Source organism: Nitrosopumilus sp. (assembly GCF_025699125.1).
GTDB lineage: Archaea > Thermoproteota > Nitrososphaeria > Nitrososphaerales > Nitrosopumilaceae > Nitrosopumilus.
Map to the genome: position 1 here is coordinate 341,598 of NZ_JAILWC010000001.1, position 16,424 is coordinate 358,021.

General features: G+C 35.5%; 20 protein-coding genes. All 20 read left to right on the plus strand.

Annotated elements, in window-relative coordinates; genetic code table 11:
- The first annotated feature begins 60 nt into the window (after positions 1 to 60).
- The 20 genes from K5783_RS02020 to K5783_RS02115 all read left to right on the plus strand — a co-directional run bounded on the left by K5783_RS02020 (position 61) and on the right by K5783_RS02115 (position 16,331).
- A complete protein-coding gene (locus tag K5783_RS02020; RefSeq protein ID WP_297471892.1) occupies positions 61 to 1,233 on the plus strand; it encodes a hypothetical protein in 1,173 nt (390 codons plus the stop codon).
- Complete coding sequence (locus tag K5783_RS02025) at positions 1,230 to 3,464, plus strand: PQQ-binding-like beta-propeller repeat protein (protein WP_297471893.1); 2,235 nt, start codon at positions 1,230 to 1,232, stop codon at positions 3,462 to 3,464. The genes K5783_RS02020 and K5783_RS02025 overlap by 4 nt, the downstream gene beginning before the upstream one ends.
- Positions 3,454 to 4,224, plus strand: coding sequence for a hypothetical protein (locus tag K5783_RS02030; RefSeq protein WP_297471894.1), 771 nt, complete (start codon positions 3,454 to 3,456; stop codon positions 4,222 to 4,224). Before K5783_RS02025 ends, K5783_RS02030 begins: the two co-directional genes overlap by 11 nt.
- The gene (locus K5783_RS02035) at positions 4,214 to 4,723 is read left to right on the plus strand and encodes a hypothetical protein (protein WP_297471895.1); all 510 of its coding nucleotides are present in this window, start codon (positions 4,214 to 4,216) and stop codon (positions 4,721 to 4,723) included. The genes K5783_RS02030 and K5783_RS02035 overlap by 11 nt, the downstream gene beginning before the upstream one ends.
- Positions 4,720 to 5,694: a hypothetical protein gene (locus K5783_RS02040; RefSeq protein WP_297471896.1), complete on the plus strand. Its 975-nt coding sequence runs from the start codon at positions 4,720 to 4,722 to the stop codon at positions 5,692 to 5,694. The genes K5783_RS02035 and K5783_RS02040 overlap by 4 nt, the downstream gene beginning before the upstream one ends.
- A gap of 83 nt (positions 5,695 to 5,777) precedes the next feature.
- Positions 5,778 to 6,011 carry a hypothetical protein gene (locus tag K5783_RS02045; RefSeq protein ID WP_297471897.1) on the plus strand — a complete coding sequence of 78 codons (234 nt, stop codon included), beginning with the start codon at positions 5,778 to 5,780 and terminating at the stop codon, positions 6,009 to 6,011.
- 4 nt (positions 6,012 to 6,015) lie between these two features.
- Positions 6,016 to 6,150 (plus strand): hypothetical protein, encoded by a 135-nt coding sequence (locus tag K5783_RS02050; protein WP_297471898.1) that lies wholly within the window; start codon positions 6,016 to 6,018, stop codon positions 6,148 to 6,150.
- Positions 6,137 to 7,189, plus strand: coding sequence for a DUF5643 domain-containing protein (locus K5783_RS02055; protein WP_297471899.1), 1,053 nt, complete (start codon positions 6,137 to 6,139; stop codon positions 7,187 to 7,189). The genes K5783_RS02050 and K5783_RS02055 overlap by 14 nt, the downstream gene beginning before the upstream one ends.
- Positions 7,190 to 7,309: 120 nt before the next feature.
- Positions 7,310 to 7,543, plus strand: a complete 234-nt coding sequence (locus K5783_RS02060; RefSeq protein ID WP_297471900.1) for a hypothetical protein — start codon at positions 7,310 to 7,312, stop codon at positions 7,541 to 7,543.
- A gap of 82 nt (positions 7,544 to 7,625) precedes the next feature.
- The gene (locus K5783_RS02065) at positions 7,626 to 8,456 is read left to right on the plus strand and encodes a hypothetical protein (protein ID WP_297471901.1); all 831 of its coding nucleotides are present in this window, start codon (positions 7,626 to 7,628) and stop codon (positions 8,454 to 8,456) included.
- A gap of 35 nt (positions 8,457 to 8,491) precedes the next feature.
- Positions 8,492 to 9,157, plus strand: coding sequence for a hypothetical protein (locus K5783_RS02070; RefSeq protein WP_297471902.1), 666 nt, complete (start codon positions 8,492 to 8,494; stop codon positions 9,155 to 9,157).
- A 53-nt stretch (positions 9,158 to 9,210) separates the two neighbouring features.
- On the plus strand, positions 9,211 to 9,546 hold the full coding sequence (locus tag K5783_RS02075) for a hypothetical protein (protein WP_297471903.1): 336 nt from the start codon (positions 9,211 to 9,213) through the stop codon (positions 9,544 to 9,546).
- A 76-nt stretch (positions 9,547 to 9,622) separates the two neighbouring features.
- The gene (locus K5783_RS02080) at positions 9,623 to 11,074 is read left to right on the plus strand and encodes a hypothetical protein (protein WP_297471904.1); all 1,452 of its coding nucleotides are present in this window, start codon (positions 9,623 to 9,625) and stop codon (positions 11,072 to 11,074) included.
- Positions 11,071 to 11,646 (plus strand): hypothetical protein, encoded by a 576-nt coding sequence (locus K5783_RS02085; protein WP_297471905.1) that lies wholly within the window; start codon positions 11,071 to 11,073, stop codon positions 11,644 to 11,646. The genes K5783_RS02080 and K5783_RS02085 overlap by 4 nt, the downstream gene beginning before the upstream one ends.
- Positions 11,643 to 13,643 (plus strand): hypothetical protein, encoded by a 2,001-nt coding sequence (locus K5783_RS02090; RefSeq protein ID WP_297471906.1) that lies wholly within the window; start codon positions 11,643 to 11,645, stop codon positions 13,641 to 13,643. Before K5783_RS02085 ends, K5783_RS02090 begins: the two co-directional genes overlap by 4 nt.
- Before the next feature lie 9 nt (positions 13,644 to 13,652).
- Positions 13,653 to 14,090 carry a hypothetical protein gene (locus tag K5783_RS02095; protein WP_297471907.1) on the plus strand — a complete coding sequence of 146 codons (438 nt, stop codon included), beginning with the start codon at positions 13,653 to 13,655 and terminating at the stop codon, positions 14,088 to 14,090.
- Between the two features lie 83 nt (positions 14,091 to 14,173).
- Positions 14,174 to 14,563 (plus strand): hypothetical protein, encoded by a 390-nt coding sequence (locus K5783_RS02100; protein ID WP_297471908.1) that lies wholly within the window; start codon positions 14,174 to 14,176, stop codon positions 14,561 to 14,563.
- A gap of 3 nt (positions 14,564 to 14,566) precedes the next feature.
- The gene (locus K5783_RS02105; protein WP_297471909.1) at positions 14,567 to 15,385 is read left to right on the plus strand and encodes a hypothetical protein; all 819 of its coding nucleotides are present in this window, start codon (positions 14,567 to 14,569) and stop codon (positions 15,383 to 15,385) included.
- Positions 15,382 to 15,636: a hypothetical protein gene (locus tag K5783_RS02110; RefSeq protein WP_297471910.1), complete on the plus strand. Its 255-nt coding sequence runs from the start codon at positions 15,382 to 15,384 to the stop codon at positions 15,634 to 15,636. Before K5783_RS02105 ends, K5783_RS02110 begins: the two co-directional genes overlap by 4 nt.
- On the plus strand, positions 15,633 to 16,331 hold the full coding sequence (locus K5783_RS02115) for a hypothetical protein (protein WP_297471911.1): 699 nt from the start codon (positions 15,633 to 15,635) through the stop codon (positions 16,329 to 16,331). Before K5783_RS02110 ends, K5783_RS02115 begins: the two co-directional genes overlap by 4 nt.
- Positions 16,332 to 16,424 lie beyond the last annotated feature (93 nt).

Genomic DNA, 16,424 nt, shown 5'->3' on the forward strand with positions numbered 1-16,424 from the left:
ATATTCATGGATACAAAACATCAGAAGAATTAATCAGTGATAAAATAATCCATACTTTTGATGGATGCTGTTCTCATTCTCATATCTTGGTTAATACTACTAGTTCCAGGATTTGATGACTCTGTTCCTGTTACTTCTGACAAAGTTTTCAAAATCGAGACTAGTCCGGATATGATTCAGTCCATTACAACACGTTCTGATGAATCTCTGGATTTTTTGGGTTTTGATGTTAAATTAAACCAAAATTCTACTGGAATTCTTGAGATCAAAATTCCAAAAAACTTGTCAACTCCTGCAAGCTTTACTAATTCATGGCATTATGACGCAAATCCAATCATACTAGCAGATGGTGCTGAAATTGGTTATGACATAATCCCAGATCCATGCTATTCTCATTACAAGATTCCTGTTGATGAGAAGACAAACTTGGAGATTCTCTATACAGTTATCTTGACAGGTTCGTGGCAACTTTACAGTCCCATACAATTTGATGAAAACCACCAATGCTACAACAAGGTGTTTTATGAAAAATTTCCGAAGTCTGCTCTAAACCAATTTCAAACCGCTATAATACAATGGAATTCTCGATGTTACTCTACTCATGATGTTGCAACTGTTACTGTGATTGATCAAGACATGAACGTTGATCCTAATGTTCCAGACCAGTTTCAAATTACTGTATGGTCTGATTGGATAGAAGAAGAAACAGGAGAAAGCAAGATTTTACCTGTAAATGTAATTGAGACTGGAAATTCTACTGGTGTTTTTGAGAGCCTTGTGTTTCTTGGAAGTGCATATGATGAGACATCCGGGCACAGAATTCCAGTTGGAATTGAAAATACTATCTTTGCAAAATATGTAGACTATACAGTATCGTCTTCTAATGAACTAAAAATAATAGAGACTACCTCTGCAAAAATTCTTTCAATTGGAGGTTCTTGGGAGAGATGGGAAGAATTTTCATCTCTTTATGACATCCCTCTGGTCTATGATCCGTGTTTAAAAAAACAAATGGATCTTGTTGGCACTGGAGATGAATTTGCACAACTTGACATATTTTATCCTGCACCTCTCAAACAAATTGAATCTGGATTGTTTGTTGATGAGATAATATGCAAAGACGGACTTACAATGCTGTTGTCTCCTAAAGACTCTAGACCTGTTTGCGTAACTGAAGACACTTTTAACAAACTAATTCAAAGGCATTGGGGAATTTTAGTTTCAAGGGGATGAAAAGTAGACTATTGATAATTGTTGTAATGCTGATGATGGTAATCACAATTACAACAAATCATGTGTTTGCAATGTGTGCATATGATCCTACTAATCCCCACAAACCATGCGATGATCTTCGTGCTATGCTGATTATTGAATCACATGAAACTCAACTTAAAAATATTGATGGAAAATTATATCATGTTATTGGTCCGTTTACTCTACAAAGTCAATCGGAAGATGCAATTCGTTTAGGGGATACTGAATTCACATATCCCTATTATCCTGTACCTATACCTCCTGGGGGAGTAATGACAGTCGAAATTACCTTTTCTGATGGGATCAAAGAATCAATTGGGAGAGTTGGACCGCCTACTCCATTTATTGAATTCACAGACCACGATGATCCCAAGGCAGGAGTTAAACACAATTCAGATGGCACGTTTAATTTTCTACTAAGCGTTGAAACCAATTCTATTTTACCATTAAAACAACTCAAGTTAGCAATTCCATTTGATGAAATACAGTGCAAAGACGAATTAATTTTAATCCAAAAGTATGATGGCTCCCCTGCATGTGTAACAGAGTCAACCAAACAAAAACTAGTTGAGAGAGGGTGGATAAAAATAGAAATCAAAGACTCGAATAATTCATTACTACAGAAATGGACATACGATACAAAGGGCGAAATATCCAGTATTGATATTTCAAAGGATGACTCCATTATTGTAGTAGGTACCGCAATCAGAGACACCCAGAAGGGAATGTTGTATCTTTTAGACAATGATGGGATGCTTTTGTGGGAAGAGGAGTTTGATAGTATGATCAATCATGTAGATATATCAAACAATACAATTTTGGTGAACGGATTTCATATTTGTGGAGGAGGTGGAGGAGCGAGAACACATTGCAACTATACTGTAGATATTTTTGACATTCAAGGCAATAATATACAAAGCTACGCTCATGATGACAATACTTCTTTTGGAGCATCGCTTTCGCCAAACGGAAGTCAGATAATCACTCATACCTATGATGTGCTAGAATACTTCGATATCCAAGAAAATGATTCTTGGATGTATGATCCAGATGAATCAATCAGACATGCGACATTTCTTACAGATTCAACATTGCTAGTAAATACAGACAACGCAGGAGAAATAATCGCACTAGACAATACTGGAGATGAATTGTGGAATTTTGCCACAAACTATCCAGACAACTATTCCTATGCAACTTCAAGCAATGGAAAATATTTCGCTGTATCTGATTATACAAGTCCAGACGATGGAAATATCTACTTGTTAGATTCCAATGGAAATCTTTTGTGGCAAGCCAATACAGGAAACACAGTATTGCATCTGGAATTTTCAGGTGATGATTCCCGCATCTTAGCTGAATTAAACGGTGCATTCATGGTGTATGACATGCAGGGAAATCTGCTGTGGAAGAACAACATTCCATCTAATCTGACAATGTCTTCATTTGGCTCATTTCTGCTAGGAACCATATTCAATCAGGGTTCTGGTGCCAGCATTACATTGTTTGACGGTAAGGGGAACATACTTTCCAACTATCCTGCTGACAAAGAAAGTCTAGGTGCTGTTTTTGCGCTTGCAAACAGCGATGAATACTTTGTAATGGCAAATGACACAAATCAACTCGTAATGTTTGAAGTGATTCCTGATTTTGATAAAGTGTACTATGATCTTACAGATATTCGTGATTCTGAGGATCTTCATGTCAAAATTGTGCCAAAAATTCCGGGATTATTTGATGTTGCAATTGCAAAAGGTGATTCCGTAGAAATTCCATGGGACATAAAATTTGAGCAAGGATACGCTAGATCAAACTTTGATGTATCGATTGCATCTGATTCTGATATAGAATCTCAAATAACTCCTACCAGTCCTTACACTCCAATCAACGGGGTGCCTCCAGGCGAAAAAATAATTATCATTCATCCTAAACCTGATGCAACCACAGAAAACTATACCGTACAAATTCTTGGAAGGGGAGACACAGTACACAACCAAACGGGATGGATGACAAACCTTGATGGAAAAATACTGGGAACAATCAATGTCAACGTGATTCCAAAACCGTTGGGTCTTCAAAGAGTTTTAGACAGTTGCAATTCTACTGGAATTCAACCTAGTGTTGGATATAGATATTCAAATGACACTCATACCATTGCCAACAATTCTTGTGAATGGCAGACTATTGAAGAATATGAAAATGAAAACTAGGCTCTTGATAATAATCTGCATCGCCGTTTTTGTTGCAGTCATGATTCTATTGAATTTCTCAATAGTAAAAGATGACCAGTCATACGTTTTATTTTGTACTCATTATGTATTCTCAAATTCTAGAACTTGCACAGTTCTCTGGCATGAAACAGAACCACTTGATGATATTAGTTATGATTCAGAATCAAGCTTCTCACAGAAATACCAAATATCTATACTCCAAAACACAAAAACAATGAGGCAATACGTATCTCCTGATTTTATAACAATCGGTCCTGGCAGTAAAGTACTTTGGTATAATTCTGATAAAACTCCAGTTACGATAAACTCCAACGATCCTGACAATCCTTGGAGTACTGGAGTAATCTTGCCTGATGAGTATGCTACTGTGACGTTTGATGAGCCTGGAATTTACGAGTATCATGGAAGACCTGGAATCAATGGAATCATTGTTGTTATGGATGATGATGGGACCCCGCTTACATCAGAATTTAGCGAAGTGTTTGGTAATGGAAGTCCACTAGTATACAATGATGGAATGAGGCCCGTTTTTCTTTATGATAATTGTAATCGATATGCATATTGGTTAAACGCGCATGGTAAAGAGAAAATAGATTTGCCTGAAGACTATCCACGATATCCGCCATGGGGAAACCAGATTTTCCCACTTGTTGAGTTTTGTACTAGTAATGGGGAACTGGTAAAAACCATATCAGGCAATAACATTCGTTGGGAGTTTAGAATAGAAAATGAAAACTAAGATTTTGATAATCATTGGAATTGTTTTGACAATTTCTATTACAAGCGCATTTATCTTAAATTATTATGTTGATGAGAAAATAAAAACTCAAAAGTTTAACGAAGTACAAATAGATAGAATTTTCAAACGATGTGATTATCAAAAAATGATGGATGAAAGAGGCTGGATCGGCCTTGATGGAAACAAAATTCTTGATCATCAACCGTTGTATGTGTGGAGCAACTCTACTCATCATCTTGATAATAATATCTGCAATTGGCAAACCATTGAAAAATACGAATCTGATGCTAATCTTAGAAATGCTTTAGCCAGATGCTGGACTGGAAACAGTGAATTCCTCGCTGATGATTTTGTATTATGGAATAATGTGACACATTACATAGATACTGATACTTGTTTAATCACTGAGACAATTCATTCTGAATCCGAATCTGTCAAAATTAAAGTCTGTCGGGGTGAGTATGACCCTGAATGGTGTGGAGAAGGTACTGATCCTTGAAAACTAGGCTCTTGATAACTATCTTGTTGACCGTATCAATCCTTATCCCTATGACATCATTTGCACAAAAACCCGTCAACTGCTATTTTGGAGATGATTCTGTATCACTTGATGACATCTTTGAAAAAGACATGGCAGTCAAGGCATTTACTGAAAAACATCCCAATGCGATACGGCAAGTTGTAATTGAGCAAACAGATCCTCTGCAAGGAAAAATCAGTTTCACAACAGATGACAATGGCAAAGAAGAAATCCTTTTGATAAAATTCAATCAAAATGAAAACGGATGCTATAGACCATACCCGTATATCTATTCCTATGATGATGGAATAATTGATGGTACAGTACAATACTCTGTACTCGACATCACTGAGATAATCAATCTGATAAAACTAGAAGACAAGAAAATAGAGCACTTTTACGCCAAAAACTGCAATACTATCCAATTAGATGCTGTATTGGACGGCAACTCAAAACCGTACTTTTGCAAATCTGATGTTAATGGTTCCATAGAGATGCACCTTCAAAAACATGTTGGTGGAACAGTTGAGGTTCACATCAAAGACAAAGCAATGGATGCTTTGTTTTACAACTGTGTTATTGATGGTTTTATGGTGTTAAACAATAATGAAGAAATATCGTATGAGTTGGTTGTTGAGGAAGACAAGAAAATATTCAAGTTCGAGTTTTTGCCAGGATACAACGAGGCAGAGATTGCAGGATTTTCCTATGGTGGAGGCAGTGGATTTTGCGGTTCAATATGGGGTGATGACTCTAGATATATCTCTCCGCTACTGCAAACAAAGATTGGCGTTGAACCTTGGATGGTCAAATGTAATGATGATATGACTTTGTTGCTAAAACCTACAGAATTCACAACATCTGCTTGCGTCACTGGTGAAACTGCTGATAAATTGTCTCATAGGGGATGGAGCATCGTCTTGTCTCAAGATGAATATTCTGACTGGTGATCTGATTTTATCCTCTTATTTCTAGAATAAAAAAATCTCATAGATTAGAACAACTTATGAGTATAATGTACTGAGTTTGATTAATGCAAGTGTATGTTCGCAAAGAGGTTCAGGCATTTGAGTATGTCTCTTTTACTGAATTTAAAAATGAGGATGAGTTAGATTTTTGCTGTGAGAGATTAAAGAAATATGTTTCAGTTGTAAAATCTTGGAGTGGCAAAATTGGGAAATTCTGTATTGTGGAAAAAGATGTTCTTACTCCGATTGATTACTGTCCTTTTTGCGGTGAAAAAATAGAGTGTGTTTCGGTTGAATGAGAATATGAAAACTAGATTTTTGATACTTGTTGGAATTGTTATTCTTGTAAGAATTATTCTATTGTCAATCTTCTCAATAGTAAAAAGATACAATAATTTATCAAAACAAATAGAGTATGACAAGTATGAATCGATTTAGACTGCTTCCTCCAACTGTGGATGATTTTGATACAACAATAGTGCGCATTGGAAAAAGTCAAATGGAAAAGATGGGATTGCACGACGGTGACACAGTAAAGGTTACTGGGATGAAATCCTCAGGTGCATTGTGTTATTCTATAGATGATGATTTTAAACTGCCAAATGATTCAGATATCACATATCTGTCAGAGAATCCTACAATTTTGCCCTCTTTGAGAGCAGGCAACTTTGTTGGATACAACATCAACCGTCATGGTTCAGGGCTAATTCCAGTAAGTGTGGAAAAAGTGTATGAGGGTACACGTCCTGCAAGCAAAGTTTGCCTAATGTCTCTTAACTCTGGCTCGGATGATGAAAGTTTTGCCAGGAGCAAGCTTGATGCATTGATTGTATGTGAGAATGATCGACTAAATTTTCGAGATGCCGTGCCGCAAAACAACTTTGGGTATCACATTACATGTGTTGAGCCTTCAGATTATGCCCAAATCACCAAAGATACTGTAATAGAATTTGTAAAGATAAAACCAGACAAGATAAGTTCCTTCTTTAGCGGTCCCAAACTAGAAAGACTGCAAGATGTGATTCCTATCGTATATCAGGAAACTCTGAATGATGTGAATGTAACAATACCTTCACTTGAAATCTTTGATACTGGGATTCGATTTGCCTTATACATAAAAAGTGATTTTGAACCTAGTCAGACCATTCAAAACGGAGCAACATCTGTAGTTGTTACTCTGGAGGATGACCTTGGAAATTTGCATGAACTGACCAACCACGGTGGTGGAGGTTCAAGTTCCCAGAATGGGTTTGAATACAAACACGAGTTTCTTGGAAAACCTTTGCATCATGATGCAAAGCAAATTACCATTACGCTGCATGAGATCCTCATTCAAGAACGTTTTCCAAGAGAAAGTCCAGGTTCTGTGTCACGCAAACCAATGAGGGGAACAAAAGAGGAATATGCAAAAATTGACAAGTTTCCTGCATTTGTTGTTATTTCAGGTCCTTGGACATCTACAGTTCAATTAAATTAATGATTAGAAAACAAATCAAAAATAAATGTGCACATCTTGACAGATTCAACAGTTCAAACCTGTATGGATTTGCATATTCAATAGAATGTTTTATGAGTATAATCATCTGAGAAAAAGAAAATGAAAAGTAGATACAAAATAATGTCAATTTTAGTTATTGTTGGTGGTATTTTATTGACTGCTAATTTTACCGTGTATCAAGAAGGGAATTTTGATTCACTACAAGACGAAGTAGTGATAGTTTGTGATATTAACTGGTTACAAAAACCAATTAATTGTAAACCCGTATTTCCTGATGGATTTGATTTTAGTGCAGGAACTGACTCCATTACTAGAGAATCAACTTGGCCATAGGGAATTACTATGATTAGAAAATGAAAACTAGATACAAAACATCAGAAGCACTTTTCAATGATGGGATGAATTTTCATACGGTATGAAGTATTTTGTAATTCTTCTTTTATTGATAGTATTTGTTTTACCTGACGTTTTTGCAGAATCTAGCGATTCTGCATTGGCTGATATTCAATGGAAAGAGGCTTCTTTCCCAAGTCATGCGGGTACAAAAGCCACAATAACTGTAACTGACAGTGACATGAACAAACATTCTGAAGTAATTGATTACATATGGATTGACGTTCGTTCTGACTCTGATGGTGTAGGTTTTAGAATGAATCTATTTGAGACTGATTTTGATTCTGGAGTATTTGAGAATGATGTGATATTTACAGGAACTGCTCCTTCTGGAGGTGGTTTTTTGCATACTGTGGACGGTGACACCATAACTGCAAAATACGTTGACAGAAATTTTCCTTCAGATTATGAATCTGAGCGTAGAAACATTGTTGTGACAGAAGACAAAATAGAGATGTTTGCAACTGCAATTGTTGGAAGCACTGGTCCTCCAATGGAAAGAGCACCTGCATCAAACTTTATGGTACTTGATATAAGAAAAACCCCGATAGAAAACAATCTGATTGCAGTTGATCAACAAATAAGACTAGTTTCTGATCTGGAAAATCAAATGAGTCGTATTCAACCATTTGCATATCTAGTTCAAATACATAATGAGCAAAATCAAGTAGAGTCTTTGTCTTGGTTAACTGGAAATTTAACTGCATATCAAAAAATAAACTTGGGTACAACTTGGATTCCAATCAAAGAAGGAAAATATTTTGCAACAGTCTTTGTTTGGGAGTCCATTGACAACCCTACTGCTTTGTCCCCTCCACTACCACTGGAAATTTTTGTGAAAAATGAGAACTAGATACATTATTTTTGCATTAATTGGAGAAAAAGAAAATGAAAACTAGGCTTTTGATAATTATTGGAATAATTGTGCTTGTTTCAGTTTCATTTTTTTCTTATCTTCAATGGGGAACTGGAACCCCCTCTCAATTACATTGCATGTTTAACAAATGCGGTATTGAATTAGGGGGAAGAGTTGTGTATCCTACACTAGATCCCACCATGTCTAGAAATTCTGTAGGCATTTCATCTGAACCTAGAATTACAGGAAAGATGGCGCAAGAAATTTGCTCCATCACTGGGGGTGAATGTCCTCCAAATTATCCTGCAAATATTCAGGAGGATGGTTCTAAAATGACAATAGTAACAACTTGGGATGCAGATACAAACACGGAAAAATCATTTGTTTTTATCATCAAAAACAATACTCTGAGTTATGATGTCCATGTAATAGACAAAGACGTACATCCACATCCATTTGATACAACAACAGAAAAGAAACAACACACTGTAGATCCGATATACATAGAGAATCCCCACAATTCTGGTGAATTAGTGTTAGATCTTGATTCCATGCAACAAGTTCAAAAAATTTTAGATTGGTGTCATCGAGAATCATTAGGATTTGGAGTTCTTGATATAGGTCTGTCTTTTAAAAATGAAACTCACTATATTGATAATAATGATTGTAAATGGAAAAAAATTGATAATGAAAACTAGATACAAAAGATAAGAAGGGTTTATCAACATCAAAATTTCAAAATTACCATATCATGAAATCTCTGCTTGTCGTGATGTCTGTTGCTATTCTGGGCTTGTTTGGCACTGCATATGCTCAACCATTAGATGACATTAGTGCAACTGTGCTTGAATATGATGATTCCCTAGCATCAGTACACTTGGCATGGAATCATGATGATTCCATATCCAGCTATGATATAGGATGTGTAAGTTGTATTCCTAATTTCTCAGAAAACACCACTTATGATGAAATAGTCTTGTCTGACATTACTTCACTTGAAAATGGCATTGCTATTCTCTATGTCATTGCATATCATGATGATGGTGACATGATTACTGCAAAGCAGGTAATGTTGGAGTTATCTTGACATTTTTCTAAAAAAAACCCTGTTCATCTGTGCGTAAACTCCAAAATTTTACTAATAATTCATCAGTGTTTATTATATGGAAAAACTCAGTCGATTTTTCATGGTTGGCGTGACAATTCTTGGAATTTGTGTTGTTTTTGCATTTTTTATCACAAGTCCTGCTTTTGCCCAAGAACCAGTTGAGACAAGCAACCAGACCACACTGTCAGGTGATCTCTCAAACAATCCAGTAGCACAAGACATTCTAAAAAAGATAGAGCAGACAAAAAAATGGATCAAAGACCTAGAACAAAAAGATTATGAAAGACTAGAGGCGCAAAAGGAACTGGAGGCAAAAAGAGCACAATCTCTCCAAATACTGAATCAGGATCTGGCAGACTGGGAAAAACTGTGGGATTATTATTCCTCTTACAACGCTTTTGAGAGGTTTGTAGACAAGATTCCTGACTCTCAAGTGCAAGATGTTTTCTGGGACCAGTTTGAATTCAAGGAACAAAAAGTAGAGGCAGGACGAGATGCATTCAAACAAGTGATTGCTGATGGCGGTTCCAGGCGTGATGCACTTCAGGCATATCTTGCAGCAGCTGAGACCAAACGAATTGAGCTTATTGAAACAAATTCACAGTTTAATGTGAACCATAACTTGGCATATTACTCGCAGCAAATCCTTTTTGATAAAGAAGGACAGTTCATTGATTCTCCGATTACTGGTGAGCAGCTACGAAAATACTATGAGGATTACAGGACAAACCCTGCATATCTTCAGGCAAATCCTGACGATGCTGTTTCATGGGAGGATCTTGGCAAAACTACTCCTGACACCGAATGCCGGGAGGGAAATGTTGTAGTGTATAGATTTCATGCAGAAGATTATGTCTGTGTGAGCGTGTCTACTGCAGAGATGTGGGTGCGACATGGGATGGGTGAGATTACAGGTGACGCACAAAATAGATTTGCACAAGAACCAATCACACCACTTACAAAATGCAATGACGGATTCAGCGTGATATTTAATCTTGAAACCCAGAAATATTCCTGCGTACCTGATGATACTGCAAAAGAATGGACAGAACAAGGGCTGGCAGAGTTTCATAATGTAGATGACTATGTTGCAACCAGCATTGAGAATAAAGACAAATCTGTAAGAGTCGAGGAAGTGAATTTGCAAATACGAGAAATGAAAAAAGAACTTGAGGAAAAACAAATCGAGCTAAAAAAAGAATACGACAAAAAATACGATGATGCCATATCCCAATCAAAAATAGATGAAAAGAATGCAACTGTTGACTATAACCAGCGCACCGGCATGTCAAAAGAAGAATTGAGCATAAAGATTGGCGAGATTAGGGAAAATCTTGAATCAGAAAAAGAATCCATTCTTGAGAACAAGATTGACGACTTGAAGAACCTTGAAAAAGAATTCCAAGACCGCATGAAAGAACTGGTTTCTCTTTATGAGAGTGATCCATATGTCGAGGTCAGATTGAACATGGGTCATACCGGATATGAAGCAGTTTCCAGACAATGAAAACTATATTCTTGATAATTGTTACATTTGTAATGGCTATACCAATAACTGAATCCTTTGCCGAACCAATTGAAATAAAACTTGGCGAAACTATTCTCTATGAAAATTTGAATTTATCTTTTTATGATATAAGGGATTCTAGGTGTCCTTTGGATGTGACATGCATTTGGGAAGGAAAAGTTACAGCCATGATTAGCACTAGCAACCAAACTCACAAAATTGGAGGGCTTTTTGAAATTGGCTATCCTCTTACCTACATGACACCATATACAATTACTCTAATTGATGTAAAGCCACATCCAATCAGCACTGAAAAATCAGACTATGTTGCAATCCTTGACGTATCAAAAACAGAAAAAAATATTGATGCAAACTATGTTGACTTTCGTAATGCGTCCGGTGAAATCATTGAAGTTGGATGCAGTACTGGTTTGAGGGCATTCCCTAATGACTCTTTTGACAATGATGTTTTATTTTTTTTTAAATGTAATCCAAGTTTAACATTGATTCTAGTGCTAGTCGTTGGAGTTATTGTTGGAATTATTTTTATTGTCTGGAGAAAAAGAAAATGAAAACTATGCTTTTGATAATTGTTGGAATTATAGTTTCAATTAGCATTGTTTCAATTCTAATGAATGCAGATCAAGCATTTGCATTTTGTGATGCACATTCTGAACCTTGTTTTCAAAGAATTAAAACATATGATAAAATTGATGAACATTTTGTAAGAAATTACATTTTTGATTATGCTGATGATGTTTTTGTCCATTATGATTGGCCAAACAAATCAGTTAATGTGGCAAATAACTTTGATGGGTTTCCTGCAGTTTATTGTTTTGAAATAATTGCTGATGGTGAGCCACATTTTCTCATGACCAATTGGATAGATCACAAAAGCATTTCTAACATAGTGGATATGTATGTGCCAGAATTGTGTGAACAATCACTCAACCCAATTAATTCTGAAAACAGACCTGATTCTTTGTATGTAAACAAGTCTATGAACACTCTGACTCCTGAACCTGATATGTTGATGCTTTCCACTCCTCCTCTGCACCCTGACGATCTGAAAAGTTGTCTACTTGGAGATTTTGATGATAAAAATTACAAATGGTGTAACAATTACAAAGAGAAGATAAAATTACTGCCTCCACTAAAGCAATTCAAGTCCGGAGTTCCAATTGATGATATACAATGTAAAGACAATCTGCATCTTATTCAGAAACATGACGGTGCTCTTGCATGTGTAAAACCAAAATCAATAAACGCTCTTGTTTTTAGAGGGTGGACTGATGATAAATTCCGAACTCTGCCAATAATCGACTTTCAAAACCCAGATAGGATTTTTCGTGAGGTTGGGTATTTGGGGCTGATGATGCTTCTTCCACACATAGAAAACCAGACTGTAGCAATATCGCTTGAAGGTAAACCAAACATGGTTTTACCGATTATTCAATATTATGAGATAGAAATTTTATCAGAAAAAACCAATACAAACGAATCTTTTTCAAGCGTTTTTGGAAAAATTACCAAACCCCACCTTCAAAAATTCTTTGAGGAAAATCCGATGAATCTTTTTGTCAAACGTGGGGTGCTATTGACATCATTGGGGGGATATCACGATAATACGGGAACCAATGGACCATTCAACCAATTTCTTACCGACAAAGAGTCTCAGATAATTGGGGATGCTTTGAATTATTATGAAAACAAGAGAACAAATGGAGAGAACGTACACTTTAATGATTTTGTCAAATGGCCAACCGGCAAAATCAATGAGTCATTTCTTCAAAAATCAAAACTTCTGGATATTGCAAGTATAGAAGACAATCGCATTACATTGAATCCAACAGACACATGTGCACATATATCACTTAGACTACTTTCTGCAGACAATCTAGAGCAATACCAGTCCAGAGATAAAGAGATTCGATTTTTTGAAATTACCAAAACTGATTTGGAAAAGTTACCTGTTTTAGATGAATTAATTCAGGCAACCCATCATCTGGAATTTACAACAAATGATGATGCACGTGCGGAAATGGGTTTACGAGAACTTGTAGACTATGAGTTTTTCATTATGGGAAAAGCAATTGACAAATATGATGATTCTCAAGATGACTATTTTGTCAAACTTGATGGTAATCTAGATGAGAAACTTGCAGATCCGAAACCACAGGGATTCTCAAATGAATTTTTATCTCCTCAGCTAGTCTATGATGACAATGCGTATGTCCTAAGTCACACTTTTTTTTGGGTTGCAAATGAACATGAAACACAACACATGTCAGTTCATTTACAAGACAGTATAGACCACGATAAAAAATTCATTACCATTACTGAAAAAGACATGGAATCAATTCCAAAGATAAAACAAGCTATAGAAAAAATTGGCACAGAGTTTGAAAGCATTGTTGCTTACAAGGGATTGCCTGAAAATCCTGACTGGAATGAATATCGAGAATGGTTTGGGCAAAAAAAGACTGAGCAATTTAATCTAGATGAAACCTATGTTCCTGGATTTGTGTACAACAACGAGTATTATGATTTGGGGTTTCCTATTTGTTAGGGATAGAAAATGAAAACTAGACTATTGATAATTATTGCAATTGTTTTGATTATAATTCCTATTGGATTTTTTTACTATATCTCAATTAATGGATTTTCTACTTACCATGCTGGAATTTACGTACGATTACTCTCTGAACAACAGCTAGAAAGTTTTGCAATATCTGAGCCAAAAACTATTACACAAGAAGAATTAATGCAGTTTCCACAAATCTCTACCATGATCAATCTATTATTAGAAGAAAAAGAAAACCCTCGGGGAACTAGAAGTTTTTTTGTAAATTTTGATACCTATCGAATTTTTGACTCTCATGGTGAACTAAAAATAAAAAATCACATGTCTGATTCAGGAGCACGTAACTTATATCAGGATTTCACACAAAGTTTTGAATCCAATGTTATTGTCTATGAAGGAAATTATTTCTCCATTAGTTCATGGATTGCCTGATGAAAATTAGAGTTCAAACCTGTATTGATTTAATACAAAATATCAGAAGCACTTTTCAATGACCTAATAAGATTTCATACAGTATGAGGTATTTTGTAATTTTGATTCTGATTGTGGTAATTGCTATACTTTTATTACTAATAATCAACATGATTATTCCTGCATATTTGTATAGACAGTCAGACAAACTAGGTTTGATTTTGTATAATTGTACACTTGGAATACATCGTTATGGCTCTTTGATGTTAATCACTTATGATAATGGGACGCATACAATTGATGAAAATTCATGTGCATGGATAAAAAATATCAATCATAAACCGTCTTCTATGGAATATCAAGAAATTAATGGTATGTCTTGTGATGAACTTTTAGAAAGACACACTGCAGATAGGCCTTATCAAAATAAAGAAAATAAAATATTTGCTGAATCAAAGATCTCAAATTGTAATTTTGTAGATGATTGGAGATAGAAAATGAAAACTAGACTTTTGATAATTGTTGCAGTATTTCTTGTACTGATTCCTTGGATTAAAGGATTGGATTTTGACATTAATAATAAAGTGATGGTAGATGGAATCACAGTTAGCAGTGTTACAGTTATGACATTAGCTATTGTTTTTTCTCTAGTGTCATGGATTTTGTTTTCATGGGCATCAAAAAATATCCGAATTGCAGGAATTCCTCTAAGTGTTATTACTGCTGCCTCCCTAATGCTTCCATTTAGCCAAACTCTTGGCCCAATGGCTGCAATAATTGTAGGCCTAGTTGCAGGATTTGCATCTTTTATGATTCAAAAAAAGATGATTTGTCAAGCACAGAACAAATCTCTGATAATATCTGCAATTACTCTAACTCTTGCATATGTTACTTTGATCTTGGTGATTTTGGCAGTTTCAACAAATTCGATGAACCAAGGCATTGGTGACTGGACTGGTACTGCAGAAGGAATGGAAGAAACAGGATTTGGTAGTGTTATTAATGCACATATTGAATTTGTTTTCTTTCTAATCATAATTCCGTCTTTGATAGTAACCATATTGATAATTCAAGGTAAAACGCTGAAAAGTAAGTTTTTGATTATTCTTGGCGCCGTATTAATGATTGAAGGATTATTTGTGACTTTGTACTTGTCATTCGTTTTACTTTCGCCTACAGAACCACCGACGATGCGACCAATTGAAGGTATTGATCTTATTATTATTGTATACCGTCACGCATTTTGGCTAAGTGGGATACTGGGATTTTTTATCACTCTTGTAGGAATCATTACATTTTGGAGAAAAACCAAATGAAAACCAGATACATTGCAATAGGTGCTGCAATCTCTCTTGTGTTAGGTATTGCAATTACCATTCAAAGCTTTGAGACGATTCCTTCTGAATACCCAGAAAACTTGCCTGAAGGAATGACTCCAATCACGCCTGAAGTCGGAAAGACGTCAACTCCTGTTGGAAATTACATGATTATTACAAGCATTCTTGTCTTGATTGGAACTGGAATTTACTTTTTGATGGGTTTTCTAAAACGGAGAATTAGAAAATGAAAACTAGATTTTTAATAATTATTGGAATTTTATTGATGATTGCATTTTCCATTTTTTTCACGGTGTTTTACACATTTGATAATAATAGTACATACAATGTTCTTGATGTAGAAGTTAATGTTGTTGGAATAAAATCGAACTATACAATTGGGGAGCCTGTTAGTTTTTCTGTTCATGTAAATTCTTTGGGAAATATTGTACCATGGCCCACTCTTAGAATATATCAAGATTATGTAGACATTAGTTCAAAGCCAGTTTATTCTAGAATGTATATGACCCCAATTGAATCAGGTGATAAACAAAAATCATTAGAATGGAGAGATAGAACTTGGAATTTCCCTCTAGAATCTGATATTCCGATTAGATTTTCTAATAATGGAAACTATACTCTTCGTGTAGATGTTGATGCAAAAAAACATGTTTTGATTAATTTTCAAGTTGTAAATTCAACAAACAACTCTGAAATCATTGATGATGGTATCAATAACAAATGGAAAGAATATGATTCCTCTGTATCACAATGCCTTTCATTTTTCCATTGTGATGCTTCTGCGCAAAATTTTGAGCAATGCATCAGCGGTAAAAAAGATGGAATTACTATTGAGCAATTATGTTCTGATTCTAAAGTTACAACAGATGCAGGGTGTACAACTATTGAATTCCCTGATGATACAACAATAATTAGGTGTGGATAAAAATGAAAACTAAATCGTTCAAATGTTTATTGGGATTTCATGACATGAAAAAAGGTCATTGCCAAAGATGTGATTTTACCGATTTTGGGCACT